This window comes from Haliscomenobacter sp. (assembly GCF_041740695.1).
Classification (GTDB): Bacteria; Bacteroidota; Bacteroidia; order Chitinophagales; family Saprospiraceae; genus Haliscomenobacter.
In genome coordinates, this window is sequence record NZ_JBGSLK010000060.1 from 1 (window position 1) to 25,416 (window position 25,416).

Sequence of the window (25,416 nt, forward strand, 5' to 3'; positions counted from 1 at the left end):
ACCCGACAAAATACACTGGCAGAGGTGTTCGCCTGTGAAAGCTGATGACGAAGATCATAGGAAAGCCGTATGCGGGAAAACCGCACGTACGGTTTGACGAGGGGGAGAAGCGGCGGCGCCGCTTCTCTCTACTCTACTGCTAAAAAATGTCGCTTTGGGATGATTTGTAATCCATAAGCACCATGTCCAGCACCATCCCCACCATTCCTCGCTAGTACAAGTGTTCACCTGCCCAGTCCCGCAAGTATAGATCAGATGACGCAAGTCTTTAAGAATCAACGAAAATATCGCGTTGCCGCTGGTACGACGTCTCTGACTCGTACCATTATTTCCGCGTCTTAGACGCAGGAGTATGCACACTGATACGAAAAAAGCACCAATCAAAATCACTTGGAACTAGTTTTTTTTCTGGCATGGTGCATACTCGTGCGTCTAAGACGCGGAAATAATGGGAACAAGTCAGAGACTTATTCCAGCAACACACTTGCGCCAGCGAGGTGCTGATGTTTTTGTGTGAATTTTTAGTCAAATTACCATTGATTGTGTAGCTATAATCAATGCTATACTTTGCCGATTCAGGTTTTGCGCAAATGGTTTCGACAAAAACCTATAAAATCTGAATGTTCAAAATCCATTTGCACAAAACCTGAATAAGCAAGGCATAGTGGTATAGATAGCTCCATTCTTTAAGTCAGCGATGTAAACACTAAGCAATATTAAAAAAAGATTTTATTTCATCTTCTTTGATATTTTGCTTAATCCAGAAAGTTTCCAATACTGTGAAATTTTTTATCTTTCTAAAATATTCAGAATTACTGATTTTGTCTAATAAAGGAAAAACTAATTCTTTGAATTTTTCTTCTATTAGATATGTCTTCTGAATTAATTCGTTTTCACTGTCGAAGTCTAATCCAAAATGAGAATTATGATCTTGATTGTTCCATCCTACAATTTGATCAAATCTTGTAGAATAGTGCCATTTGTACGAGGGCGTTTTTTTTATCTTATCATTCTTTAAATCGATAATAAGCCCAATGTTAATATAGTATCCACTCCAATTAGATTTTTGAAGTTCAATCACTTGGTAAAAATTTTCAACTTTCCGATACCAGAAAATTTTAGAACCATTAAATCCATTTTGCTTGAAAAATGGATTTAATTCCTTTGAAACAATTTCAAAATTGTCCTTATTTGTCATAGGTTTCTATTTTAGTGATTACTTCACGGACGTTTTCATACTTCTTTTTTGCTGCCTCAGTGTATCTTTCCAACTGCTTTTCCCCTTTTTTAACAGCTCTGGGATTATTTGGTTTTAGTTCTTTAATATGGACTGTAACCGAGCCATCAGAATTAGGATCAACTTTTACACCATCGGCTCGACTATTTTCATCAAGCTTAACTTCTTTTTGAAATCCTTCGCCTGGATCCCATTCGCTATGCTTAGTTCTTCCTAGCCTTGCAGCAGATTTTGTATTGGGATTATTCATTCCTTTACCAGAGCCACCCTTTGTAGTAGATAAAGCAGTCGCTCCAAGTTCTACACCAGCACCAACTTTTTCTTTTATTGTAGCGTTAGGATCAAGCCAAGTAGCAATCGCATTGTCGATCGCATTGATTCCCATAAGTTCAAGCACAATAAAAGAAGCATCTTTTACTGCTGCTTTAGCTGGGCTATTTTCTCTCATTCGCTCACTCGCGGGCTTAACTATCCCTCGATCAGAGCTTGGAAGACCAACTATTTGGGCTAGCCTGTTGATTCCTACTTTCTGCAGCCCATGCAAATCAATATTCGCAATCGGCTCGTTCTCCGCATAGTTGAACGTCGTGACAAAAGGAAACTCATCCGAAATCGGATCAACCCCAATAAAACGCCCAATGCTCGGATCGTAATACCGTGCCCCATACGCGTACATACCCAGGCCAAAGTCGCTGTGTAACTCTTTACCATTGTACATGTACTGGTTATCACGTACCCCCGCGTCATTCTGCAACCAAGCTCCTTCAAAGGCGAGGCCGAAACTGTAGTAATGATTCTCCTGCAGAATATCACTCGTACTTGCCGTACCCGTAATGTCCACAATCCCATTGGCATTTCGGTCGGTAAAGGCCAGGCGGGTATTGCCCAAATGATCTCGGAAGCTGTACTCCTTGCGCCAGGCGATGGTATTGGAGGCATCTACGTTGGTGTTGTAGTAGCGGCCTTCGGCGTGGTACACACTTTCCACCCGTTTGGCACCCGTGCCCGTTTGGCGGTATTCAATGCCGCCCGGGAAATAGTCCTGTACGTACTGAATGGTGCCGCTTACTTTGGTCGTTTTGCGCAGTTTATTGCCCGCAGCGTCGTAGAGGAATTCGATGGTATTACCAGTGCTGAACGTGATCAGCTTCGGCACCCACGAATAAATTCATGGGTTAAGATAGGTGATTATACGTTATGCTGCTGATGTTTTTGTGCAATTTTTAGTTGCACTTGGCATCAATGAAGAATGGCTTCGCGATTTTTCTGAGCACAATGCTACCGCTGGCCGAGTTCCCTCCTTTACCAGCGGTAGCGCAGTGTTTTTGGTTGGGGTTAGAAGACTTGGGCTAGCGGGTAAAGAGCAGGAGTTATTTTTTAGATCCATCATAATGATAATCTTCTAATGTCCAAGAGATAACGACTGTTTTCACCCAGTCAATGAAATTATTACTAGAAAAGTCTGGAGTATCCTGTTCTGAATAAATATAATCTGATTGCCAAAATACCACCTGACAGTCACCATTCTGTGATCGTTTTGAAGTATCAAAACAATAGAAATTTCCTCCACCATCAGGAGAAAAAGGTACTAAATAGGTGTACTGAGGGTTGATCACTTCAAAGTGCTCAAAGTGATAAACATTTTCAATTGAGTTAATATCTGAAATGTCAAAACATAATACTTCTGTACCCATCAAATTGAGTCCATTATGCTTATTCATAAAGTTTTTGAAATCATCAGGCAATAATAATCCGTATTTTAGCTCAAAATTTTGAACTCGATTATCATTTATTGGACTACCAATATCGAGGATTTTCGGAGAGAACTTCAATAGTTCCTGAATCAATTCTTCCATAGCATTCTTTATTGTAAAAAATAAGTTCATTTTGAAATAGAGTGTTTACTCCAAATCAAGTTATACTGGACGCCAACAAGTTTTGTGTATAGGGTTGTGGCAACTCCTTTAGAAGGCTGGGATTTGCGAATAGGAATGCACAAAACTTGACGGTATATAGTATATTCCGTACGTTCCAAAATGCGAACAGGTTATTCCTCTGTTGGAAATTCTTTCTTCCAATACCCTTTTCTATCCTTATCAAATTCCTTCCTGTCAATTTCACTTTTCTTATTTTTATTGGGATGATTAACAGCATCATTCCCTTTACCTCTGTGGTCATTTTTATGCATTTCCTTGTAAGGACCTTCTCGTTTTTGACCAACATGGTGGATTTCAACTTTAGAGCCATCTTTTTTAAAGGTAGGAGCATTCCCTGGCTTTTTTGGAGGATCTAGTTCATTTCGATCAATTTTGTCTTTTTCATCAATGTTAATTGCCTTCACCAAATTCTGAACCCCCCTAGTAGCAGTCATAGTGCCATGCACCCCAACTGCAACAGTAGGCGCAATGGCAAGCGCGCTTGCGCCACCCGATACTGGTGCCAATAGCCCTTCACCAACCACACCCGCTATTGCCACTGTGGTTTCTGCTAAGCCTATTACAACCGATATGGCATCGCCTACTCTTTGACCATTTCTTGCAGAATTGGCGTAAGCACCAAAATTCCCAGGATTCCCTCTGCCAGCTCCTCCCAGCATATTTGAGCCGATCGCATTGGCTGTTCCAGCAAGAAATACCACCGTCCGTTCACCTAGCTCTTTGAAGCTGAACTTCTGCAATCCATGCAAATCAATATTCGCAATCGGCTCATTCTCCGCATAATTGAACGTCGTGACAAAAGGAAACTCATCCGAAATCGGATCAACCCCGATAAACCGCCCAATACTCGGATCGTAATACCGTGCCCCATAAGCGTACATGCCCAGGCCAAAGTCACTGTGCAGCTCCTTCCCGTTGTACATGTACTGGTTGTCCCGTACCCCTGCGTCATTCTGCAACCAGGCTCCCTCAAAGGCCAAACCAAAGCTGTAATAATGATTCTCCTGCAGAATATCACTCGTACTTGCCGTACCCGTAATGTCTACGATCCCATTGGCATTGCGGTCGGTAAAGGCCAGGCGGGGCAAATTGGCAATTCACCACTGAGAAAGCCCGAATCAAATTCGAGAAGTTGTATCCGACAACTTAGAATTTATTCACCACTAGTGGGCTTGGAATTTCCTCATTCGTATTTTTCCAACTCACCATCTAAATCACGATTGAATTCATTTACGTCAACTATGAATCCAGTCTTATCTGGTATAGAAAAAATATTGATCAATAAACCCTTATCCTGTATCTCAGGAACAACCATTGATTCAAAGTCATTTAGTGATATTTCTCGAACTTTATAATCATTCCACTCATCTATTGCACAAGCAATTGCATACTCAGGAGCGGACCAGAATGAAATAATCTTGACTGTACCTACTTCTGCTAATGCTAAGTTTGAATGATTGTCTTCAAGCGTATACATCACCTCGAAATCAGCTACACGCTTTAAAAAATATTGATATCGCTCAAATGGCTGTAGCTTTGAGACAGATAGCAATTCTTGATTAGAAATTTTTTGCTTCATTCGTCAATAGGTCTTTCTGTGTTTTTTCTTCCAAAATTGTCATGCTTATGCTGCAACTTATGAAGACTTTTATCTTGCAAGTTAGAATGTTTATAAGAGTACCCTTTTGCAGCTTCTCTTCCTCGCTCATGCGCAAGGTCCTTTCCTGGAGGATTACGAATATTTGAACGCTTGCCTTTGGCAATTTCATTCATATCTTGTTTAATCCATCCTTTATCAGAAGAGCTTGCCTTTGGATCATTTGCTAATTCTTGCAATTTTTCCTGCTTGCCTGATCTTCCTTGCTTTTGAAGTTCACTTTTTGATTTTTCAGCATTATCTGAGTTGTCTGTCGCCTTCACCAAATTCTGAAAACCCGTAGTAGCAGTCATAGTGCCGTGCACCCCAACTGCAACAGTAGGCGCAATAGCCAGCGCGCTTGCACCACCCGATACTGGTGCCAATAGCCCTTCACCAACCACACCCGCTATTGCCACTGTGGTTTCTGCTAAGCCTATTACAACCGATATGGCATCGCCTACTCTTTGACCATTTCTTGCAGAATTGGCATAAGCACCAAAATTCCCAGGGTTTCCTCTGCCAGCACCTCCCAGCATATTTGAGCCGATGGCATTGGCTGTTCCAGCAAGAAATACCATCGTCCTTTCACCTAGTTCTTTGAAGCTGAACTTCTGCAAGCCATGCAAATCAATATTCGCAATCGGCTCATTCTCCGCATAATTGAACGTGGTGACAAAAGGAAACTCGTCCGAAATAGGATCAACCCCGATAAACCGCCCAATACTGGGATCGTAATAGCGTGCCCCATACGCGTACATGCCCAGGCCAAAGTCACTGTGTAGCTCTTTGCTGTTGTACATGTACTGGTTGTCCCGTACCCCCGCGTCATTCTGCAACCAGGCGCCCTCAAAAGCCAACCCAAAGGCGTAATAATGATTTTCCTGCAGAATATCACTGGTACTTGCTGCACCCGTAATGTCCACAATCCCATTGGCATTGCGGTCGGTGAAAGCCAGTCGGGTATTGCCCAGGTGGTCTTTGAAACTGTACTCCTTGCGCCAGGCGATGGTATTGGAGGCATCAACATTGGTGTTGTAGTAGCGGCCTTCGGCGTGGTACACGCTTTCCACCCGTTTGGCACCCGTGCCCGTTTGGCGGTATTCAATGCCGCCTGGGAAATAGTCCTGGACGTATTGTACGGTAGCTCCTGTTTTGGTGGTTTTGCGCAGTTTGTTGCCAGCAGCGTCGTAGAGGAACTCGATGGTGTTGCCAGTGCTGAACGTGATCAGCTTGGGGAAGATAAGGATTTTTTGGGAGTTTTAGGATAGAAAAGGAGCTGGCGTAGGTGTGTGGGAAACCTACGCCAGTAAGAAATCTCTACCAGCAATAACATGCCAGTGCGTTGATTTTAAAAGACTTGCAACAGCAGGGTGTTTTGCCGCCTACGTCATTAGATTGTTATATCGATTTAAGCAATTATATTAAGTCGTGTAAAAATTCTTCTTCAGGATCATTTAGTAAAAATGTTTCCTCTCCATTCCGATACCACAATTCAAGACTACCTTTGTTTTCAGTATTTTCAATGGCACGCACTCCATCTAAAACACAAAACATTCCAAACAAAGTAATTTCAGCAGTTTGTATTAAGATTTTTTTAATAATTTCTTGGTTTTGATGGCTTAGTCCTTTATAAAAGGAGCTTAGTTCAATTAACTCATGGGGAGGAATCCTGCCAGGAGGTTCTTCCAAGTTTTCAATCATATCTGAAACAGCTTGGTCTAAAACAACCATTTTTATAGCCTGAACAAAATCTTCAATTCTCATAATCTTGTTTTAGGTACTTTGATTTAATCTTTGTTTCTGCTAAAAGAATAATTCCATCTGGAACATTGGTCAGGATTTTCAAATACCTCATCTCTCCTTCAACTAGTTCAATAGAACTGCTGTAAATTTTCTTCCGGAATTTTGTCAATAAATAATGCTCCCTACTAGGCAAAGCAATACTAGTTGCACTAGTCTTATCAAAATTATCAAGGAAATGACTTGATAATTTCCAGTTCGTCAAATGATGTATGTCCATGAGACGCATATTTTGAATTATACTTGTGAATGATTTTAAGCTATACCTCTCGGAGTTAGGTTTTGTGCAAATCGTTCTGGGGAAACCCAGTAAATTAGGGTTTTCAAACCCCATTCACGTAGAACATAAATCCGTGCGGTATAGCTATAATGTTTTAACCTCTTATTAACGAGGGTTGAAGTTCATTTAGTTATTTGAACTCCAATTTATTCCTTTTCATAGGAATTGGGGTATTTTTTCTTATTATAGTCAATGATCTCTTTGACTTTATCATTGGAAACGCCAGCTTTTCTTAAATCCCTTGAGTCTTTAGCCAATTGGTCTCTAGCAGTACCTTCGTATTCTCCTTTCTTCGTAGGTATAGTTTTATGTACCCTTTGAGGTAAGGCAATTGCAGGACCATTTTTCTTATCATAACCATCGATAACTTGCCCCGCTGGTTTTTTCTGTGGTACATGATGCAAATCTAAACCGTCACCTGCTACCGATCTTCTTTGTAAATCATCATAATCTCCAACTTCATATTTCCCAACAGAATTTTTCTTGGTGCCTCTTTTAGTACTGCTCAACATACTTTGAGCCACTTCTCCACCAGCTGCTATTTTTTCTCCAAGTGAGGCATTGGGATCAAGCCAAGTTGCAATTGCATTATCAATAGTATTGATGCCCATGAGTTCAAGCACAATAAAAGAAGCATCTTTGACCCCCGCTTTAAATGGGCTGGATTCTCTCATCCTTGCGCTTGCGGGTTTAACTATTCCTTTGTCAGACTCGGGAAGCCCTACTATTCTCGCAAGATCATTTACCCCCACTTTCTGCAAGCCATGCAAATCAATATTCGCAATCGGCTCATTCTCCGCATAATTGAACGTAGTGACAAAAGGAAACTCACCCGAAATCGGATCAACCCCAATGAACCGCCCAATGCTCGGATCATAATACCGTGCTCCATACGCGTACATACCCAGGCCAAAGTCGCTGTGTAGCTCCTTCCCGTTGTACATGTACTGGTTGTCCCGTACCCCCGCGTCATTCTGCAACCAGGCACCTTCAAAAGCGAGCCCAAAGCTGTAGTAGTGATTCTCTTGCAGAATATCACTTGTACTTGCTGTACCCGTTATGTCCACAATTCCATTGGCATTGCGGTCGGTAAAGGCCAGGCGGGTATTGCCCAAATGATCCCGGAAGCTGTACTCTTTGCGCCAGGCGATCGTATTGGAGGCATCTACATTGGTGTTGTAGTAGCGGCCTTCGGCGTGGTACACACTTTCTACCCGTTTGGCACCCGTGCCCGTTTGGCGGTATTCAATGCCGCCAGGGAAATAGTCTTGGACGTACTGTACGGTAGCTCCTGTTTTGGTGGTTTTGCGCAGTTTGTTGCCAGCAGCGTCGTAGAGGAATTCAATCGTATTCCCGGTGCTGAACGTGATCAGCTTCGGTAAATTTAAATGATTATACGTTATGCTGCTGCTATTTTTGTGCAAATTTTTATTCAGGTTGCCATTGGCGTCGTAGGTTAGGCTGTTGTCGGCAGTAGAGAGCAGGCCATTGAAGCCCCGCGATTTGGCATCGCCAGCGGTGGTGGTGCCGTCCAGAATTTTGTGGACTTTGTTGGAGGCAGGGCTGCTAGGGTAGCTGTAGGTCAGGTTGTCGATCTGGCCATAGGTACAAGTGCCGCCATTTTGGTAAAAGCCAGTGCGTTGCAGGGTCTGGATATTGCCCCGCAGGTCGTAAGTGAGGTTTTCGTTGTAGTTGTTGGTGCCGCTGATCACCCCGGCGTCGGAGTAGTTGTGAAAGGTGGAGGTACTCAAGCGGCTGAGGTAGTCGTAGGAGTAGGACATGATGGAGGCCTCACGGCCACGTACACGATAGATGATTTGGCTAATATTGCCTGCTTTTTGAGGCGGGGCTGCGGTCAGGCCAGCGATACCAGTTTCGGGTTGGTTGTAGCGGAGGTCTAGCATAAAGAGGTCGTTGGCCTCGTTGTAATAAGTGCGGGTAGGTGATGGTGGATTGGGCATAGGGGGCGTACACGAGGCTGGGGTATTTACGGTCGCGCTGGTTTGCCAATCGTTTATACTCGTTAACCAACCTTGGTTGTTGTAGCTGTAGTCTACACTTTGGAGCCAGCCCCAGGCACCTGCCACCTGGTTGGCGTGCAGGTTGCGCTCCACCAGTTCGTCGCGGTAGTTGTAATTGTATTCGGCCACATGTTGTCCTATCCCACTGATGGTGGTAATGAAGTTGATTTTGCGACCATTGCCGTCGTATTGGTATTCGTTGAGTAGTGCAATGGCGGGAGTGCCCGCTGCACCGCCTGTGGTATGGGATTTGGATTCGGTGAGGATGTTATCGGCCCAATCGTAGGTAAAATTGACCGATTCAGCGGCACTTGCCGTGGGATTGAGCAGGTTGTTGCTGCTGGTATTGGTCACCCGGCCGTGGGCATCGTAAGTGTAATAGGTGTCTATCCAGGTGCTGGGCGTGTAGTCCAGCACTTTGAGCAAACTGCGGCGAACCCGGCCTTTGTACTGCGCACCTGCTTGAGTATTGGTACCATCGGAGCCATCGTAGTAGTTCTTGCTCAAAGATTCCAGGAAGCTGAAGCCTGGGCTGGTATCAGTAGGAAAACCATCGACATAACCTGTTTCGATGACCCGTCCATAGTTATCATATTTTGTCCCAATACAACGTGGTGCCAGGGTCATGCCGACCATGTGGTTCGCCAGATTGCCATCTTGGATGAATACGGGCAAATCCTTGGTGTTGTAGCGAAATTGAACGGCAGCAGCATCGGGTATCTTTTTGTACGTAAGGTTGTCCGCTACATCGTAGAGGTACTTAAAAATCAAATCCGTATTACTGGCGCCTGTACTTGGTGGATAGACCTCTTTTACACGATCTTTGTCATCGTATACGGTATAAGTATCTGCTGGGCTAGTATTACTGGTATTGGTTTGGCGACTAAGCACCAGGCGGCCCCATTTGTCGGTGTAGCTGTAGCTGACTCGGTTGTCGGGGTCGGTTACTTTGGTTTCGTAGAGGGTATTGGCGCTGTAATTGATGCCAGTGGGGGTGGCAATAGTGCTTTGATTGCTGCCATAATTAACAGTGGTAGCATAGCCCAATTGTGAAGTGGTAGAAATTGGACGCCCCAGCGGCGAAGCCTCGTATTGGGTAGTCAGAGTAGGCCAACTGCCTGGAATCGTAGCATAGGAACCATCTTGTGCTGCACCAACGAAGGGGTTGGATGTACTCACCAGTCGACCCCGATTGTCGTAAGTATAGTTGACAGCTACGTCAAAAGTGGTAAAACTTTGCCCAGCGGCACCTTTATTGGGCTGGTATTTGATTTTTACATCCTGAATCAAGCGGCCCAGGCCATCGAAGTATTGCACCATGCCCTTTTGGGTGAGGTTGCTATTGCTTACTGCGGTAAAATTGGTGATGCTTTTGACAAAGTTGCGTAGGTTTTGGGCATTTTTAAAGCCGTAGGTATAATTTGTGGTGACATTAGCGATGGTGCCTACTTTTCTACTTTCTGCTTTTTTGAGGCGCATTAGACCATCGTAAGTAAAGTAGCTCTCTTGCCCGTCCACTGAAGTGCTGCTCCCCAACAGTCGGGTATTGGTCAAGTAGGTATAAGTCTGCGTATGCTGTTCGTAAGTTTTTTGGGCAAGTAAGCCATTTTGCCATTCGTAGGTTTCAGGCGACCAACCCGTTTGGGTGAATTGTTTGGGGTAAGCTTTGCCTGATCCTGAATCGGGGTGGTAACTATTGACGGTTCCACGCAGCACCCAACCATCGGAGCCACTGATAGAAACGACGTTGCTTGCATTCCAGGTCATTTCATAATTCCAGAACTTATAAGGGTAGGGATGGATATTGGCCCCTGCTGCTGCAACATTGCTGCCTAAATTGTTGAAGAATCCGTATTCGGTACGGGTGCCTTTGACCTGCACTCCCGCAATTGATTCCGTTTCTTCCAATGGGATGGTAATCATGTTGCGGTTCTTCAGCTCAGCGTAGGCAGGTGAAGCGCCGGAACGATTGCTCATTTCGTGGGCGTAGTAATAATTGGTGACGGAGGTTTTGCCGTCGCTGTTGGTGAAGGTAGCGGCTGTTGGAGCTAGATGCCCAGCCGAAGCATTAGCGTAGTTATAGGTTGTGGTAGTGCTAATGCCATCTTTGTAAACTGTTTGAGTTGCTACACGATAGGGCGCAGTACGCGGTGAATACTGGGTATTGCCGACCAAAAATTGATTGGTGCATAGTTTGGTTTTGGCTATTTTAAAGGCAATTGAATTGGTATTCGTGTAGATATCATTGTTCTGGGTCGAGCTTGTTTGTTCTAGCAATAGTCCACCAGCATTCGTAGTTATGGTACTAATGACTTCTCCCCTGGATATGGCTGCTAAACCCGGAGGAGTAGGATAAGCAGTAGGTGTAATGCTGGCGGGTTCCTCGGTCAAATAGGCGTATATAGTTTTTCCATTGCCATTATAATTTTCAGTTACTCTTTGGTATCCAATATGGTATCCATCATAAGCACCCATTGGTACCACGGCTATATCCTGGAAGTAGAAATAAGTATGTGTGTATGACCCTACCCCCCCACTTAATGCTAAACCATAAACTGGCTTGTAAAATAACTTCCCACTGGATTGTGGAGCACCATCACTCAGGTATTCGTAGGTTTTTACTACATCGTTGGCTGCGGAAACTCCATCGTTAGAACGAATTTCTTTTACCCGCAGCCCGCCTACTTTTGTGGTAACATATTGATTACTTGGGTTGGATTTGAAAATTGAAAAAACACCTTTGCCACCGGATGCGCAAAGCACAAATTTGTAGGCTATCCCAGTCTGAAAGCCGTTGTACAGGGTGCTGAGTTTTTGAATTACTTTTCCGTACGACTCTCCAGGTGATAAATTGAAGTTGTACACGGTCAGTAATTGATTGTTCCCGTTGTACCGAACTTCGATAGATACCGACACTGGCCCCGCATAACAATATTGAGGGCTGGTACAGTTGGTGCTAGTCATTTCCAGGCTAAAACTGTCCACTGCAATATCTACGGTCGAAGTAAAAGTAGCTGTAGCTACAGGCTGAGAAGGGCTGCAACAAATACCGTTGGCTTGAAAACAATTGGTCAGGTTATCTACCACGTATTGCCTTGTGTATACCGTTGTTAACTCTTGATAATCGTTGGCTTCGTAAACAAAGCTGGTGTTACCGCCAGTAGGATAGGTTATTTTTTTGAGCGTCCCTTTTTGCATCTCTGCCTCATTGGTGTTTCGGTTAGCACTGCCATAGGTTTGTACACCAAAACTTCCGAAATTTAAGGTAGTAGGAGGCACACTGACATTGAGGCCATTATTGGTCGTGACGCCATTGTAAAAGCCCCAATGATCGGTGGCTTTACTCAGGACATTGGGCAAAAATTGTTTGTTTTGGCCATTTACCACAACAGTAGCCCCTTCGTATTCAAAAACGTATGGCTCCTTTTGATCAGCTCCGTCACAAGATTGTTCTTTAATTTGGGTCAGCTTGAGTCTTTGACAATGAGGGTCACTTGCCGTACTGGTGCATTGATTCGATGAATTGTCTACAAAATAATCGTAGCTGAAATCCCATTTTATGCAATAAGTGTTTGTTCCACTGCCTGTGTTTAAAGTGATTTGATTCAATTGTTTGGGTACACCCGTACTGTACGGCTCTAAATCCGTTCTGGTCGTATTGGCCACAAAGTTTAAAGTTTCGGTACTAGTCGATATCGAGCTTAAACGAAGTCCATCGATATAGTTTTTGTAATAATACGTTTGGGCAATTTTAAAAGGGGATGGCATCGTAATCCCGGTAGAAGTACAGGTGGAACCAGGATTAGTGCCTGCATTTTTATAATAAGCTGTTGTTGCAGGACTACGAAAGGTATACTTATCTGCGGTGTAAGTTAGGTTAATGGCGTATTTCAAATCGGGCGACTCAATTCGCGTGAGATACCAACCAGAGATGTAACGTTCCCCGCCAGCTAAGGTTGGATCGGTAAACTCTAAATTCCCAAAATGGTAAATAGAGCCATCTGGGGTAGTGATTTTGAACGATTCAAGATTGGTGCCATGCTCTATTTTTAAGTCTTGCTTTGGCACAATTCGCCAGGTACTAGTAGTAGCATCCCGTGAAAATTTGCCAGAATAGCCCATAAAATTAAAGCTAAAAATGTCTGGTTCAGAATCCTTTGTACCGTTATAAGCTTCCGTAACGTCACTTCCACTGTATTGTAGCCCGGCACCAAGAGCCAGATAACCCTTGGCTGCGTCTTCATCGCGGATGTGCAAAACAGTTCGCGAGATCATTCCCCCAGCATTGAGACTCCAACCTGTACCAACCCAGGAAGCTGGCTCCGCAGTTTTTATTCCTGATGCGTGATAATTTAAGGTGACGGGCAAACTCAAAGGCCCCTCACGAAGGGTATGTATAGGAATTGAAATGTTTGGTACACCCGTAAAGTAGCTCACTGGTACTTCGCCATACTTCCCAAGTGAACCTGCACTAGGAGAAGGCATGTTCACATCCTGCAAATACTTATTGACTGGTTGAGCAAGCAATGTGGATGGAAGCCCATACAATAAGACAAGGATATAGAGAATGAAGCTTGATTTGGTCTTCATGATTCGATGCTTTTAAACTGAAAAAATGTTTGGGGAAATAAATGCTAATTGTGAATAATCTCAATCTGTTTCGCCAACTGATGCGCCTTGGTTTTGACGTGAAAAACATACATTCCAGAAGGCCAAGTACTGCTGTTTATCGTGAATTCTTGTGTTCCGGTTATGGCGTATTTCCCTTTAAACAAGGATCTACCCAATAAATTGAATGCCTCTACCTCTGCATCTTGAGCTACGTCGCTGTGAATCAATACCCGGATTTCGTGGTTGGCAGGATTGGGATACAGTTTCACCTCAAAAGGGGGCAAACTGGCATCGGATTTATTCTCGGTGAGTGTAGATAGTTCTTCTGAAAGCACCCCGTTTTTATCACATTTCACCTCAGTTTGGCTTAGTGCATAGCGTGGGCCACCTTCGGCTAAGGTAGCCTGTATACGCAATTTTTGCCCAGAAGTAAACATGTATAAACAGGCGTCAAAGGTATTGTCCATAAAATTCATGGTCATTTCAGCCGGATTACCATCGCATAAGCTCACGTGTTTGTATGGGGTACACCAAAAATTAGGGCCATTGTGAATCGGTGTATCTTCCACCAAATCATCCTGGCAAGGGTTGGCCTCATTCCACAACTCATACAAACCCAAATAACTGCCGATCAAATGGGTCAGGGTTTTTCCTTCATCATAAGGTGACTTGGCTGTTCCACCAATGCCCAAAAAGCGATAGTCGATCACAATGCCATCGGTTTCTTTAGGCCCGCCGGGCATTTGCGCCCAGCCCGCTACATTATCTGCAAGGGTAGACACCCACACGTTGATGTATTTTTCGGTATCCCAAGGTTCCACTCCAATTTTGGCCATTTTGAGTGAATCATTACTAGCCCATGCTGCCCGGCTCGACTGTAGGTAACGGATCCCTGCCGTGTTTTTGCCATCTGGGCCATTTTTGGCCAAACAGAACTCGATTTCGGTATCTTCCACCCGTTGGGCAAACTTTTCCAGGGTATCGGCGGGATGTTTCACCCGGTATGATTTTTGGCTGAAATCGCGGTTGAGTGCGTCGATTTGGGACAGCACCTGTTTTTCGGAAGGGTATTCCTTTCCAGGGGCATAAAGGATATGGAAAACCAAGGGCAATTTGAGTTTTTTAAATTTGATCTTTTTGCTCTCCGTAGCCACAAAAGCCTCTACTTTGTTTTGGTTTTGCAGTACCTCACCACGCTCTTTTTTCAAGCGAAGGTTGATTTTTTGGGTGACGTATTGGCGCAAAATGGTGTCTTGTGCTGGCAATTGAGTCCAAACCAACAAACTGAATAAGAGGAGGATGATTCGCATAAAATAGTAATTTAAAATACTGATTATCAATTTTATAATTATATCACTCCACAAAGATCCGAAAATTTAACATTTTAGAAGCGTATAAAACTTCACATCAGTGTGAAGTTTTGATTAGTTTTGTGTGAACTTTTGTTAGATAGTAGAAAGAAAATTAAGCATACTCATTTTTTATCCCAAAACCGACACACCATGTCCACTGTAATCTCCCTCAAAATGGTAGCCTGTGCGTGCCTGGCGCGAACACCTTGGCCTAAAACAACATGTTGTTGCTGATGAAATAGGCGTTCGCCGAGAGTGGTATGTTAAACTCGAAAATGGGCAGGTTGGCTTCAAAGTAGAACAGCTACTGGTTATTGCCCATTTGTTCCAAATCTCACCGGAAGCATTTTTTAAAGAAAAACCTGAATTTGACCAACAAAAAATGCCCTCCACCGGAATCAAACACAATTTGGATCAAATAATTGAAGAAAAAGTGGCATATTTTTTCAGTAAAATTCTTAAAAATATCACAACTTTAAAGGATCATTCTACTCATGATTTTAAATAATGTGCTCGTAACTTCCAATAGATTTAACTTTCACCATGTCCAGTACCATCCCCACCATTCCCCGCTTCAAAACCCTCATCAGCTCGCTCAAATTCCTCCGCGATCCCCTCACGGCCATTCGGGGCAACATGGCTGAATACGGCCACACCTACCGCTTTTACATCGGTGGCATCATTCCGGCTACCTTCACTGCCGATCCCGCTTTTATCCAACATATTTTGCAAAAAAACCACCGGGCTTATAAAAAATCACCCATTCACTTCGAACATTTGGGGCATTTTATAGGCAAGGGCCTGCTCACCATCGATGGCGACCATTGGTTGCGGCAACGCCGCTTGATTCAGCCCAGTTTTCACCGCTCCCGTTTGGCTAGTCTGACCCATTTGATGAACGAGGTGATTGAAGAACGTTTGGCCAAATTTGACGAAGAAATCAAGGCTGGCCCGGTCAACATGGCCGAACACATGATGGATATGGCTTTCAGCATCATCATGCGCTCGATCTTCAGCATCAGTGTACCCGAGGAGCAGGTGCAAAAAATGAGTGGGCAAATCACCCAGATTCAGGCTTTTGTGATTCAACTGATTCGCCAGCCTTACCTCAATTGGTGGAGGGCCTTGAGTGGCAAAACCCGAGAGCATGAAGCCCTCGCTGCCGACCTGGAAGATGCCATCCGCAAAATGGTACACCAACGCCAGGACAGTGGCGAAAACCGCGACGACCTCCTACAAATGTTGCTCGACTCCCGCTACGAGGATACTGGCGAGGCCATGAACGAACAGCAGTTACTGGATGAGTTGAAAATCATTTTTGTGGCTGGCCACGAAACTTCCGCCAATGGCCTGGCCTGGGCCTGGTACTTGTTGAGCCAACACCCAGAGGCGCTCGCCAAAATCCGGGAAGAGCTGCAACAAGTAGTGGGGGAGCGGACGGTGGCTTTTGAAGACCTTCCCAAACTGGAATACCTGAGTCAGGTGGTCGACGAGATTTTGCGCCTTTATCCCCCGGCCTGGATCACTGACCGCATGGCGGTGGAAGATGACGAGTTCAATGGCATCAAAATTGCCAAGGGCGCAATAGTGGCCACTTACATTTATGGGGCGCACCACTCACCTGCGCATTGGGAGAATCCCGAAGATTTCCGCCCTGAGCGTTTTGCCAAAAATGCCAAAATTCTTCCCTTTGCCTATTTGCCTTTTGGCGGTGGCCCGCGTTTGTGCATCGGCAACCATTTTGCACTGATGGAAATGCAATTGGTGATTGCGGAGATGGCGCGGCGCTATGATTTTGCGCTGGAGCCGGGGCATGAGGTGGTGCCGCAGCCGCTGATTACTTTGCGGCCAAAGGATGGGGTGTGGATGCGGTTTTGGAACAGGAAGGCATACTCATACTAAAGCCCAACTTGTTGGAATCCCAGCTTTTCGTAAATCCGCAGCCCATCATCAGATGCTTGCAGGATCACTTGTTGGTATCCCAAGGCTTATTTAAGCGGCTATATCTCCTACATAAATTTTAAAGCTTGATAGAATTTCATTCAGCTCTTCCAAAAACAGGCTTCTTCTATACTGCTTAGGAGAACGTTTTCTTTTGTGGTCAAATTTACTAAAACCAAACCAATGATTCCAGTAGGCAATAACCCTGACGAATCAAACAAAATCATATCATTTTTATACAAAAAAATAAAAAATAAAATAAAAAAAATTATTTTTGTTTACTAAAAAGCTTTCTATGCCTGAGCCACTCAAAAACATCTTCTCCCGACCTCTAATCCACCCTTTTGCGGAACTTGTAAAAAAAGTATGGCCCGATTTTTCTACCTCCACCTTCCTGGAAAAGGTTTTTGACGAGCATTACGAAGGTCTTGAGCTCAAACAACGCACCCGGCACATTGCCCATGCCCTCCGAGCTTGCCTACCTACCGTCTATCGCGATGCCCTCAAAATCGTGTGCGACGTTACCCAATCCTACATCGATCAACACGGAGAAAAACTGACCTTTCAGTGGATTTTTTTGCCCGAATTCATTGAAGCCCATGGCGTAGAAGACCCCGATGCCTCCATCCCCGCCATTGAAACGGTGACCCGCTGGAGCAGTTGTGAATTTACGGTACGGCCTTTTTTGCTGAAGTATCCTGAGCGGATGTACGCCCAGATGTTGGCTTGGTCTGATCACCCCAGTCCGATGCTGCGCCGCCTGGCCAGTGAGGGCATCCGCCCACGTTTACCCTGGGGCATGGGTGTACCTGCGCTCAAACGTGATCCAACACCGATTTTACCCATTTTGGAAAAACTCAAAAACGACCCCGCCGAAACCGTGCGCCGCTCTGTAGCCAACAACCTCAACGACATTGCCAAAGAACACCCGCAGGTGGTGCTTGATATTGCAGGACGCTGGTTGGGGCAACACCCGGATACCGATTGGATCGTGCGCCACGCGTGTAGAGGGTTGTTGAAAAAAGGGAATGCCCAAGCATTAGCCTACTTTGGTTTTGAAAAAGGTGCAAACGCCATCGAAGTGTCGAACTTGCAACATAGCCTCGAAGTAAAGATTGGAGCTAAACTGGATTTTTCTTTCCAGCTCAGCAACCATGCCCTGAATGCTCAATCCCTGCGCCTGGAATATCAAATCGACTACCAGACACTCTCGGGGAAAATTTCTTCCAAAGTTTTTAAAATCAAGGAACTGGAATTAGGGGCAGGAGCAAGCGTGGCGGTGGAACGATACCAGCGTTTTCAGGATTTTACCACACGGAAGCATTATTCTGGCGAACATATCTTGAGGATTTTGGTGAATGGGCTGGCCTTGGCGGAAGGGAAGTTCATGGTATTATAAAAAACAACTAAACATCAAGGATGCATAAACTTAGGTGTCCCTTGAGTGCCTTAGGTTTCTTAGGTGGTGAAAAAGAAAAAAGCCATGCGGAGCAGGGCAAAGAATTATTTCACCACCTAAGAAACCTAAGGCACTTAAGGGACACCTAAGAAAGGATGCGCCTAGAACACTCGCAATTAAAAATGAAGTACAAAATTTAAGTTTTGATCGTAGATAATGCCTTGAGGAGCACCTCTCCGGCCTGATCCAAAGTAGCTCCGAAACTAAAAATCCCCTCCGGATGTCCCTCCATCACAAAAATGCGTTGCTGCGGCAAATCCGTATCGCGCAACAATTGCATGATCGAATAAGCCATTTCCGGGGTGCCGTAAGTCACACCAGTAGCAGTGGTAGGCACCTTGTGCAGGAGTTGCTCCCACATTGGTCGTTGATGGACATGAAAAACGGCATTGACCCATGGGCATTCCAGGTAAACGGCAGCATGGCTCATGGATTCAGAAGAAGCAATGATAGGCCCCGTACAGTGCAGGAGGTTTTGATCCAATTCCACGGCAGTGACCAGGGTGTAATGCTCGGGGCCGAGCTGAGTGAAGTTACCCGTAGTCGAGCCGCTAATGACGAACTGCCCAGCGGCATTCCAGCGTTGACTGATGTTGCCAAAGCCAATGCCATCCGGGTATGCGCCTAGTAAACCCAATTGAAATAAGCGATCACGCCAGTGATTTAACTCTAGGATCGTAGTATTTTCCAATGGAGCTTGTCGCTGCCAATCGGCCCGAAATTTAATGTACCCCTCGTCCATGTTATTCTGCGAACAATCCTAAAATGCCCGCTTCACTGGCTTCACAGATGCCTCGCTCGGTAATCAACCCTGTGATAAGTCGGGCCGGAGTGACATCGAAACCATAATTGGCGGCAGGGCTTTCCAAAGGAGTGGTTAGCACTTTATGGATTTCGCCCTCTTTCCAGCCCCAGACGTATTTGACCTCCTCTTCACTGCGTTGCTCGATGGGGATTTCTTTCAGGCCATCGCGCAGGTTGAGGTCGAGGGTGGAAGAGGGTAAGGCTACATAAAAAGGAACTCCATTGTCTTTGGCGGCCAGGGCTTTGAGGTAGGTGCCAATTTTGTTGGCCACGTCGCCCTGGCGGGTAGTTCGGTCGGTACCCACAATCACCATGTCTACCATGCCGTGCTGCATAAGGTGGCCGCCAGCATTGTCGGTGATGATGGTGTGGGGTACGCCGTGCTGTTGCAGTTCCAGTGCCGTGATTTTTCCACCCTGGTTGCGAGGCCGGGTTTCGTCCACCCAAACGTGTACCGGAATCCCCAAATCGTGCGCCAGATAAATAGGAGCGGTGGCAGTACCGTAGTCGATACAGGCCAGCCAGCCCGCATTACAATGGGTGAGGATATTGACGGGTGCGTCGTCTTTGCGAGCACTGATGGCTTTTACAATTTCCAGGCCATGCACCCCAATCATGCGGCACTGCTCGGCACTTTCATCCGCAATGGCATTGGCGGTAGAAAGGGCGGTATGGATACGGGTTTCGCGATCGGTGGCATGGGCCAATTCGGCCATCATGCGTTCAATACAATGAAAGAGGTCGACTGCGGTGGGGCGGGTTTCTCTTAAACTCGCAGCTGCATTTTGCAAAAAAACAGCACCATCGTCACCTTCGGGCGCGGCCAGGGTAGCCAGATAGAGGCCGTATGCAGCCGTCGCCCCAATCATGGGTGCCCCACGCACGTGCATTTCTTCGATGGCCTCAGCGGCATCTTCGTAGGTATACAATGCTTCCTCAATGATTTGGAAAGGAAAGTAACGTTGGTCAAAAGTACGAACGATACGTGGGTTGGCTTCATCGAGCCAGATGGTACGGTAGTGTTTGCCTTGCAGTTTCACAATAGATAGGTTATCATCTAAGCCATGCCAGCCATGGCTAGATACTGAGGGGGATGAAATGCCAATACAATTTCTGACTTCAAATTTAGGTATTATATGAGGATGTTGCAACTGAAAAGTTTGACTGGTTTCACACCGATCCCAACTCCACCAATCTACATGCCAACTGCACATGCAGCGGGTCTTTGATTTCTTCCCGGATGACGCCCAATAACAAACGAGCCGCCTCTGCTCCAACCTCATACCCGGAATGCCGAATATGCGTGATTTTAGGATTGTAAAATTCCGGCGCAAAACCATCGCTGATGCCAATGATGGCGATCTCTTCGGGAATGCGCAGTCGTTTTTGTTCGATGGCCTGTACTGCGCCCACCATCAATTCATCCGACATGGCGAAAAAGGCAGTAATGGCTGGCTGTTGCGCCATAATTTTTAAAGCCTGTTGGCTTCCTTGCTCCGAATCTTCGGCAAATGCGGCATATTTTTCCTCAAAAGGAATGTCCAATTCTTGTAAAACCTGCTTGAATCCCCGAAAGCGCTCGCGGGTAATGGTCAAATTGGGATCACCAAACAAGCCACCAATGCGCCGATGGCCTTTGTCTGCCAAATGCTGCACCGCCAGGCGCGTAATTTCTACATCGTCGATGGTGACCGAGCAGGAATGGTTTTGGGGAAGTATTCGATCAAAAAACACAACCGGAACTTTCTGATCCAACAATGGCGCGAAATGGCTCAGTTCCTGCGCTTCCGAAGCCAGCGAAACCAATACCCCTTCTACTGCTAGTTGTCGACAAATTTGGACGTTTTGTTTCTCGCGATTAAGCGTATTGTTCGATTGAAGAATGATCAGGTGGTAGCCATTGGCATAAACTTCCTGCTCAATGGCTCTAAACACGGAAGGATTGAAAAACATGTTCATTTCAGAAACCAATAAGGCAATGAGGCCGCTGTGGCGCTTGCGCAAATTCACCGCCAATTGATTGGGAGCATAGCCCAGTTCTTGCGCCAGTTCCTGCACCCGGGTGCGGGTTTCGGGACTGACGTCGGGATGGTTATTCAGAGCTCTGGAAATCGTGGAAGGATTGAGCTGCAACAACCTGGCAATGTCCGTAATAGTGGGTCGATTCATCCAAATGAAGTATTGTTTGGTCTATCAGGGCTTAGTCAAAATATAACACAGAAAAAAACACCCTTAAAAGTAATCATTTTTTCCACAACAAACGTTTGCACAAACCTTTGCGCAGGGCAGGGCTTTTTTTAGCTGTTGCATAACGGCAACAATAGGGTAAATTTGTAGAAGCAGAGAAAATCAGATTTTCAATGCACAGCAGTTCAGTGACTTATGTGCTGGATTTTAGAGGTAAAAGTAAGAACTGCTGAGGGGTATTGGAGCGGGTTTTATAGCTAGAATTTGAGCTACAAAAACAGTACAACACTCTTTGAGCTGTGTGGAAAACCAACAGCTCCATCAGATTCGCTCTTTTCGTATTTTAACACAATATAACGAAGCCCGGATAGTTTTTTAAAACCCATCCGGGCCCTTTTAGCAGTGGAGCAAAATGAGCACTTATTTTTTTATCGCCCCTTGTCAAAGATAATTTTTTATTTGTTCTTTATATACTGCAAGTTTGTTTTGTAGCTGTTTACACTAGCAGGTAAGTAATGTATGAAACCAGATGACTAAGTGGAGGGGTGCCCTAGGTATTCTTCCATTTTTATTTTGGGTCAGTTCCATCCGATTTTTTTATTGCATCATATATTGCCTGATGCAAACGGGGCCGCAAAGATCGGGTCATCAACATCGGATTGCTGCGCGAAGGATGCACCCGATTGGTGAAAAACACCACCAATAGCTGGTTTTTAGGGTCCGCCCAGGTAAATGTCCCGGTAAAACCCGTATGCCCAAAACTCTCTGGGCTGGCATCTTTGGCATATGAACTACGGGCAGGAGAATATTCGATAAAGGGTTTGTCAAAGCCCAGGCCACGATGGATTCCCTCCGTTTCACAATACTGACAGCGGGTAAATTCTTTAACTGCCGCTTCAGCAATCAATTGTTCGTTTCCGTAGCGCCCCAGATTGAGGTAGGTTTGCATCAGCTTGGCTAAGTCATTGGCGGTGCCAAATAAGCCAGCGTGCCCGGAAATACCTCCCAGCATGGAGGCGCCTTCATCGTCCACCTTGCCATGCAACAAACTCATGCGGTAAAAAGTGTCCCGTTCGGTAGGTATGATTCGGTCTTTGGAAAAAAAACGCAAGGGGTTAAAAGTTAAGGAATAAGCACCCAATCTGCGGTAAAAGGTATTTTTTAGATAGGGTTCAAAATCAACTGCAGTGCGTTGTTTGACAATTTTGGGCATGGTATAAAAGAAAAAATCGGAGTACACAAAACCTGGCTTTTCACTCAACGGCGATCGATAGATGGCGTCATACAATACCTTTTCGCCGTATTTGCGGTGCAACCACAAACGCTCGGTCACTTGCACATTGAAGCGGGCACTGGAATCTGGTTTGAAAGTACGTGGTTTGAACTGAAAATCACTGACCCGCACGTTGTCCCAGCCCTCTTCCCAAGGGTAATCGGCATTCCATTTCAAGGTAGAACGCCAAAATGGAATCCATGCCATCAGCCGAGCGGTGTGAGTAAGCAAACGCCGCATGGGTATTCCAGCTTTATTGCTGCCGATACTTTCCGCAAGATACATGCCCAGCGAATCATCGGGATTAAAAGTGCCTTCGCCGTACCATTTCATCAACACAGGCAGGCCCGTGGAAATTTTGGTGATAGAGGCAAAATCATATAGGTCATTCAATCGGACCTGGCGCTCATTCTCATAGGTATGATGGCCAAAAGCCTGGTGGTAAACCACCTTGCCGTCCTTGGCCACCAGCACTTGCCCACCGGGAAATGCCCGGAAGCGAATCCCTTCTTCGACGATGGCCTTGATGCTATCGCGCAACAAGGCACCATCGATGCCTACCAACTCCGAAGGTGCGTAGCCCAATCTAGTGGCTGGCGGTGTATCCATTCCAGTTCCGGGCGGGTATTGTGGGCTCAGGGGGCGGCGCAAACGCCCGCTGGTACTCACCCCACCAAAGATCAATTGGGCTGCAAGAGACTGGCCTTCCTGGGTATCATCCGCCGTAATGATGACCGGAGCTTGGGCCAATTCCGGCAATTTATTGAGGATTTGTTGAGGATTAAAAAGGACTAGCACTACGTGGTCAGCCGCCATCAAGCCCTTAATCCAAACCGCATCGGCGAGGTAATTGGGTTGGTCCACGGCAGCAGAAACGTCTTCAATGCTCAGGATGAAACAATTGAAACGGCGTGTTTGGGTATTGATCCAGTTTTGAGTTTCGGAGGCGGAGGCAATCGTTGGAAAGTTCAGCGGGGTAATGTTGGTGTAACGCTCCAGGAAATCCTGAAAAGTGGCCTGCCTCGGCCCACCAGCCGATACATATGCGATTTGCAAAGTATCCAAGCGTTGTAGTGGAATCAAAGTACCTTCATTCCGAAGCTGTACCAAATTGGACAATGCCTCCTGGTAAAGGTCTACAACCGCATTGCTTTGTGCCCTTAGCCCTACATTGCACACTACAATACACAGGCTCAGCCATAGTTTTCTACACAGCATATTTTCAGGGTTGTAAAAATTCCAAAATGTTTTGTAATCTAGGGGCGACAAAAAAATAAGTACTCATTTTGCCAAAGGATTAGATAAGTAAACGGTTCATTTTAAGTGTCTTATCTAATCCTTTGGCTCAAGAAAAATGAGTACTTATTTTTGCCCCACTACCTAGTTGAAAATAATCGCTCTATGCTCTACAAGTTTACCAAAATAACTACTTTTTTGCTGCTTTGCACGCTGTATTTCCCATATAATCTTTTTGGGCAAGCGTTAACCAAGCCGCAACAAGTGGCGATGGACAAATTGCTGCTGCAGTCGCCCATTTTTACGCGTCATTTGTATGGCTTTATGCTGTACGACCCAAATGGCAAGTTGACTTTGTTTCAAAAGGATGCAGACAAGTTTTTTACTCCTGCATCGAACACCAAAATTTTTACCCTTTACACCACGCTTAAGGTACTTAAAGACAGCCTGCCCGTGTTGCGGTACACTCAGGACGGTGGGTTCACGGTGTTCCAGGGCATGGGCAATCCCATGTTCCTGAATCCAATGTTCCCGCAGGATAGCGTTGCCTGGAAATTTTTAACGCAAGAAAAAAAGCACCTCGCTTTTTCAGCCAGCAATTACAAGGATGAGCGTTTTGGCAACGGCTGGGCCTGGAATGATTTCCGGGATGATTATCAGGCAGAAAAAGGATCTTTCCCAATTTATGGCAACCTGGCGCGTTTTCGCCTCGATTCGGCCAGTAAAAAATGGCGCACTCAACCCAACTATTTTTTGTCAACCCTGGAATACGATCCGCTCAACACCAGCAGTGAAGCTGAAATCCTGCGCGAAGAACACGATGGGCATTATTTGTACAACGCCGCTTGTTTACGGGCGGCTAAGGTGAGCATCAATACTCCTTTCCGGTACACGGCACATTTGGTCAGCGAGTTATTGACCGATACGCTGAAGCGCAAGGTGCAGGTGTGGAACACCCCGGTACTGACCAATACTTGGCGAACTTTGTCCACTCCATTGCCAGATACCCTCCTGCGTTTGTTCATGCAGGAAAGTGACAATTACATTGCTGAACAATTGTTGCTGAGTTGTTCCGCCAGGCTGTACGGTGATCTGGACATCAAGCGCACCATTGAATATGCTCAACGTAGCGTATTGGGTAGTAACCCGGATGGGATGGTTTGGGTGGATGGTTCGGGTTTGTCGCGCTACAATCTTTTTTCGCCGCGTACGGTTGTTTCGGTTTTGGAAAAATTATACCTGGAATATCCTAGTGAGCGGCTGTTCAAGATTTTTCCAGCCGGAGGGGTGAGTGGCACCATCAAGGATTGGTATGCTGGGAAAGATGGCAAACCTTATGTTTTTGCCAAAACAGGCACCCTTTCCAACAACCATTGTTTGAGCGGGTACGTGCGGACGAATAAGGGGCGGGTGCTGGTTTTTAGTTTTATGCACAACCATTATTTGGGTAGTGCAACGCCAATCCGGCGGGAAATGCAGAAAATATTAGAATGGGTACGGGACAATCTATAACTGCTTAGGTGTGTCTTAGGTGTCTAAGGTTTCTTAGGTGGTGAAATAAGACTTTGCCCTGCTTCGCAGGCCTTTTTCCTTTTTCACCACCTAAGAAGCCTAAGGCACCTAAGACACACCAAAGTTA

Annotated in this window: 19 protein-coding genes; 5 read left to right on the forward strand and 14 right to left on the reverse strand. The window is 45.5% G+C overall.

Annotated features, from left to right (window positions below):
• Window positions 1-706 precede the first annotated feature (706 nt).
• The 6 genes from ACEW9O_RS13180 to ACEW9O_RS13205 form a co-directional block, all read right to left on the reverse strand.
• Window positions 707-1,198, reverse strand: coding sequence for a DUF4304 domain-containing protein (locus ACEW9O_RS13180; RefSeq protein ID WP_373550635.1), 492 nt, complete (start codon window positions 1,196-1,198; stop codon window positions 707-709).
• The gene (locus ACEW9O_RS13185) at window positions 1,188-2,393 is read right to left on the reverse strand and encodes an RHS repeat-associated core domain-containing protein (RefSeq protein ID WP_373550636.1); all 1,206 of its coding nucleotides are present in this window, start codon (window positions 2,391-2,393) and stop codon (window positions 1,188-1,190) included. The genes ACEW9O_RS13180 and ACEW9O_RS13185 overlap by 11 nt, the downstream gene beginning before the upstream one ends.
• A gap of 214 nt (window positions 2,394-2,607) precedes the next feature.
• Window positions 2,608-3,093 carry an SMI1/KNR4 family protein gene (locus tag ACEW9O_RS13190; protein ID WP_373550637.1) on the reverse strand — a complete coding sequence of 162 codons (486 nt, stop codon included), beginning with the start codon at window positions 3,091-3,093 and terminating at the stop codon, window positions 2,608-2,610.
• A 191-nt stretch (window positions 3,094-3,284) separates the two neighbouring features.
• Window positions 3,285-4,262 carry an RHS repeat-associated core domain-containing protein gene (locus tag ACEW9O_RS13195; protein ID WP_373550638.1) on the reverse strand — a complete coding sequence of 326 codons (978 nt, stop codon included), beginning with the start codon at window positions 4,260-4,262 and terminating at the stop codon, window positions 3,285-3,287.
• Window positions 4,263-4,357: 95 nt separating this feature from the next.
• Window positions 4,358-4,753, reverse strand: coding sequence for a DUF2750 domain-containing protein (locus tag ACEW9O_RS13200; protein WP_373550639.1), 396 nt, complete (start codon window positions 4,751-4,753; stop codon window positions 4,358-4,360).
• On the reverse strand, window positions 4,750-5,736 hold the full coding sequence (locus ACEW9O_RS13205) for a polymorphic toxin type 8 domain-containing protein (protein ID WP_373550640.1): 987 nt from the start codon (window positions 5,734-5,736) through the stop codon (window positions 4,750-4,752). The genes ACEW9O_RS13200 and ACEW9O_RS13205 overlap by 4 nt, the downstream gene beginning before the upstream one ends.
• Here ACEW9O_RS13205 and ACEW9O_RS13210 point away from each other — a divergent pair.
• On the forward strand, window positions 5,686-6,081 hold the full coding sequence (locus tag ACEW9O_RS13210) for a hypothetical protein (RefSeq protein ID WP_373550641.1): 396 nt from the start codon (window positions 5,686-5,688) through the stop codon (window positions 6,079-6,081). The genes ACEW9O_RS13205 and ACEW9O_RS13210 overlap by 51 nt on opposite strands.
• Before the next feature lie 148 nt (window positions 6,082-6,229).
• Here ACEW9O_RS13210 and ACEW9O_RS13215 read toward each other — a convergent pair whose 3' ends face one another.
• From ACEW9O_RS13215 to ACEW9O_RS13230, 4 genes are all read right to left on the reverse strand, one after another.
• Window positions 6,230-6,577: a hypothetical protein gene (locus ACEW9O_RS13215; protein ID WP_373550642.1), complete on the reverse strand. Its 348-nt coding sequence runs from the start codon at window positions 6,575-6,577 to the stop codon at window positions 6,230-6,232.
• Window positions 6,567-6,833: a hypothetical protein gene (locus ACEW9O_RS13220; protein WP_373550643.1), complete on the reverse strand. Its 267-nt coding sequence runs from the start codon at window positions 6,831-6,833 to the stop codon at window positions 6,567-6,569. The genes ACEW9O_RS13215 and ACEW9O_RS13220 overlap by 11 nt, the downstream gene beginning before the upstream one ends.
• 206 nt (window positions 6,834-7,039) lie before the next feature.
• Window positions 7,040-13,504, reverse strand: a complete 6,465-nt coding sequence (locus tag ACEW9O_RS13225; protein ID WP_373550644.1) for an RHS repeat domain-containing protein — start codon at window positions 13,502-13,504, stop codon at window positions 7,040-7,042.
• A gap of 44 nt (window positions 13,505-13,548) precedes the next feature.
• Window positions 13,549-14,835 (reverse strand): T9SS type A sorting domain-containing protein, encoded by a 1,287-nt coding sequence (locus ACEW9O_RS13230; protein ID WP_373550645.1) that lies wholly within the window; start codon window positions 14,833-14,835, stop codon window positions 13,549-13,551.
• Between the two features lie 226 nt (window positions 14,836-15,061).
• On the opposite strand from ACEW9O_RS13230, the gene ACEW9O_RS13235 reads away from it, so the two are divergent.
• The 3 genes from ACEW9O_RS13235 to ACEW9O_RS13245 all read left to right on the forward strand — a co-directional run bounded on the left by ACEW9O_RS13235 (window position 15,062) and on the right by ACEW9O_RS13245 (window position 18,217).
• Window positions 15,062-15,385 (forward strand): helix-turn-helix domain-containing protein, encoded by a 324-nt coding sequence (locus ACEW9O_RS13235; RefSeq protein ID WP_373550646.1) that lies wholly within the window; start codon window positions 15,062-15,064, stop codon window positions 15,383-15,385.
• 35 nt (window positions 15,386-15,420) lie between these two features.
• On the forward strand, window positions 15,421-16,779 hold the full coding sequence (locus ACEW9O_RS13240) for a cytochrome P450 (RefSeq protein ID WP_373550647.1): 1,359 nt from the start codon (window positions 15,421-15,423) through the stop codon (window positions 16,777-16,779).
• Window positions 16,780-17,113: 334 nt separating this feature from the next.
• Window positions 17,114-18,217 carry a DNA alkylation repair protein gene (locus ACEW9O_RS13245; RefSeq protein WP_373550648.1) on the forward strand — a complete coding sequence of 368 codons (1,104 nt, stop codon included), beginning with the start codon at window positions 17,114-17,116 and terminating at the stop codon, window positions 18,215-18,217.
• A 196-nt stretch (window positions 18,218-18,413) separates the two neighbouring features.
• Here the strand turns inward: ACEW9O_RS13245 and ACEW9O_RS13250 are convergent, their stop codons facing one another.
• From ACEW9O_RS13250 to ACEW9O_RS13265, 4 genes are all read right to left on the reverse strand, one after another.
• Entirely contained in the window at window positions 18,414-19,019 is a 606-nt protein-coding gene (locus tag ACEW9O_RS13250) for a class II aldolase/adducin family protein (RefSeq protein WP_373550649.1), read from the reverse strand.
• Between the two features lies 1 nt (window position 19,020).
• Complete coding sequence (mtnA, locus tag ACEW9O_RS13255) at window positions 19,021-20,121, reverse strand: S-methyl-5-thioribose-1-phosphate isomerase (RefSeq protein ID WP_373550650.1); 1,101 nt, start codon at window positions 20,119-20,121, stop codon at window positions 19,021-19,023.
• A gap of 130 nt (window positions 20,122-20,251) precedes the next feature.
• On the reverse strand, window positions 20,252-21,250 hold the full coding sequence (locus ACEW9O_RS13260) for a LacI family DNA-binding transcriptional regulator (RefSeq protein WP_373550651.1): 999 nt from the start codon (window positions 21,248-21,250) through the stop codon (window positions 20,252-20,254).
• Window positions 21,251-21,836: 586 nt separating this feature from the next.
• Complete coding sequence (locus tag ACEW9O_RS13265) at window positions 21,837-23,759, reverse strand: serine hydrolase domain-containing protein (RefSeq protein ID WP_373550652.1); 1,923 nt, start codon at window positions 23,757-23,759, stop codon at window positions 21,837-21,839.
• 183 nt (window positions 23,760-23,942) lie between these two features.
• Between ACEW9O_RS13265 and ACEW9O_RS13270 the strand changes: the two genes are divergently transcribed.
• Complete coding sequence (locus ACEW9O_RS13270) at window positions 23,943-25,289, forward strand: D-alanyl-D-alanine carboxypeptidase/D-alanyl-D-alanine-endopeptidase (protein WP_373550653.1); 1,347 nt, start codon at window positions 23,943-23,945, stop codon at window positions 25,287-25,289.
• Window positions 25,290-25,416 lie beyond the last annotated feature (127 nt).

Excerpts from the sequence above, each read along its gene's own strand:
- ACEW9O_RS13180 (WP_373550635.1), bottom strand. The coding sequence starts at position 1,198 with ATGACAAATAAGGACAATTTTGAAATTGTTTCAAAGGAATTAAATCCA.
- ACEW9O_RS13190 (WP_373550637.1), bottom strand. The coding sequence starts at position 3,093 with ATGGAAGAATTGATTCAGGAACTATTGAAGTTCTCTCCGAAAATCCTC.
- ACEW9O_RS13200 (WP_373550639.1), bottom strand. The coding sequence starts at position 4,753 with ATGAAGCAAAAAATTTCTAATCAAGAATTGCTATCTGTCTCAAAGCTA.
- ACEW9O_RS13210 (WP_373550641.1), top strand. The coding sequence starts at position 5,686 with ATGATTTTCCTGCAGAATATCACTGGTACTTGCTGCACCCGTAATGTC.
- ACEW9O_RS13215 (WP_373550642.1), bottom strand. The coding sequence starts at position 6,577 with ATGAGAATTGAAGATTTTGTTCAGGCTATAAAAATGGTTGTTTTAGAC.
- ACEW9O_RS13220 (WP_373550643.1), bottom strand. The coding sequence starts at position 6,833 with ATGGACATACATCATTTGACGAACTGGAAATTATCAAGTCATTTCCTT.
- ACEW9O_RS13225 (WP_373550644.1), bottom strand. The coding sequence starts at position 13,504 with ATGAAGACCAAATCAAGCTTCATTCTCTATATCCTTGTCTTATTGTAT.
- ACEW9O_RS13230 (WP_373550645.1), bottom strand. The coding sequence starts at position 14,835 with ATGCGAATCATCCTCCTCTTATTCAGTTTGTTGGTTTGGACTCAATTG.
- ACEW9O_RS13240 (WP_373550647.1), top strand. The coding sequence starts at position 15,421 with ATGTCCAGTACCATCCCCACCATTCCCCGCTTCAAAACCCTCATCAGC.
- ACEW9O_RS13245 (WP_373550648.1), top strand. The coding sequence starts at position 17,114 with ATGCCTGAGCCACTCAAAAACATCTTCTCCCGACCTCTAATCCACCCT.
- ACEW9O_RS13250 (WP_373550649.1), bottom strand. The coding sequence starts at position 19,019 with ATGGACGAGGGGTACATTAAATTTCGGGCCGATTGGCAGCGACAAGCT.
- ACEW9O_RS13260 (WP_373550651.1), bottom strand. The coding sequence starts at position 21,250 with ATGAATCGACCCACTATTACGGACATTGCCAGGTTGTTGCAGCTCAAT.
- ACEW9O_RS13265 (WP_373550652.1), bottom strand. The coding sequence starts at position 23,759 with ATGCTGTGTAGAAAACTATGGCTGAGCCTGTGTATTGTAGTGTGCAAT.
- ACEW9O_RS13270 (WP_373550653.1), top strand. The coding sequence starts at position 23,943 with ATGCTCTACAAGTTTACCAAAATAACTACTTTTTTGCTGCTTTGCACG.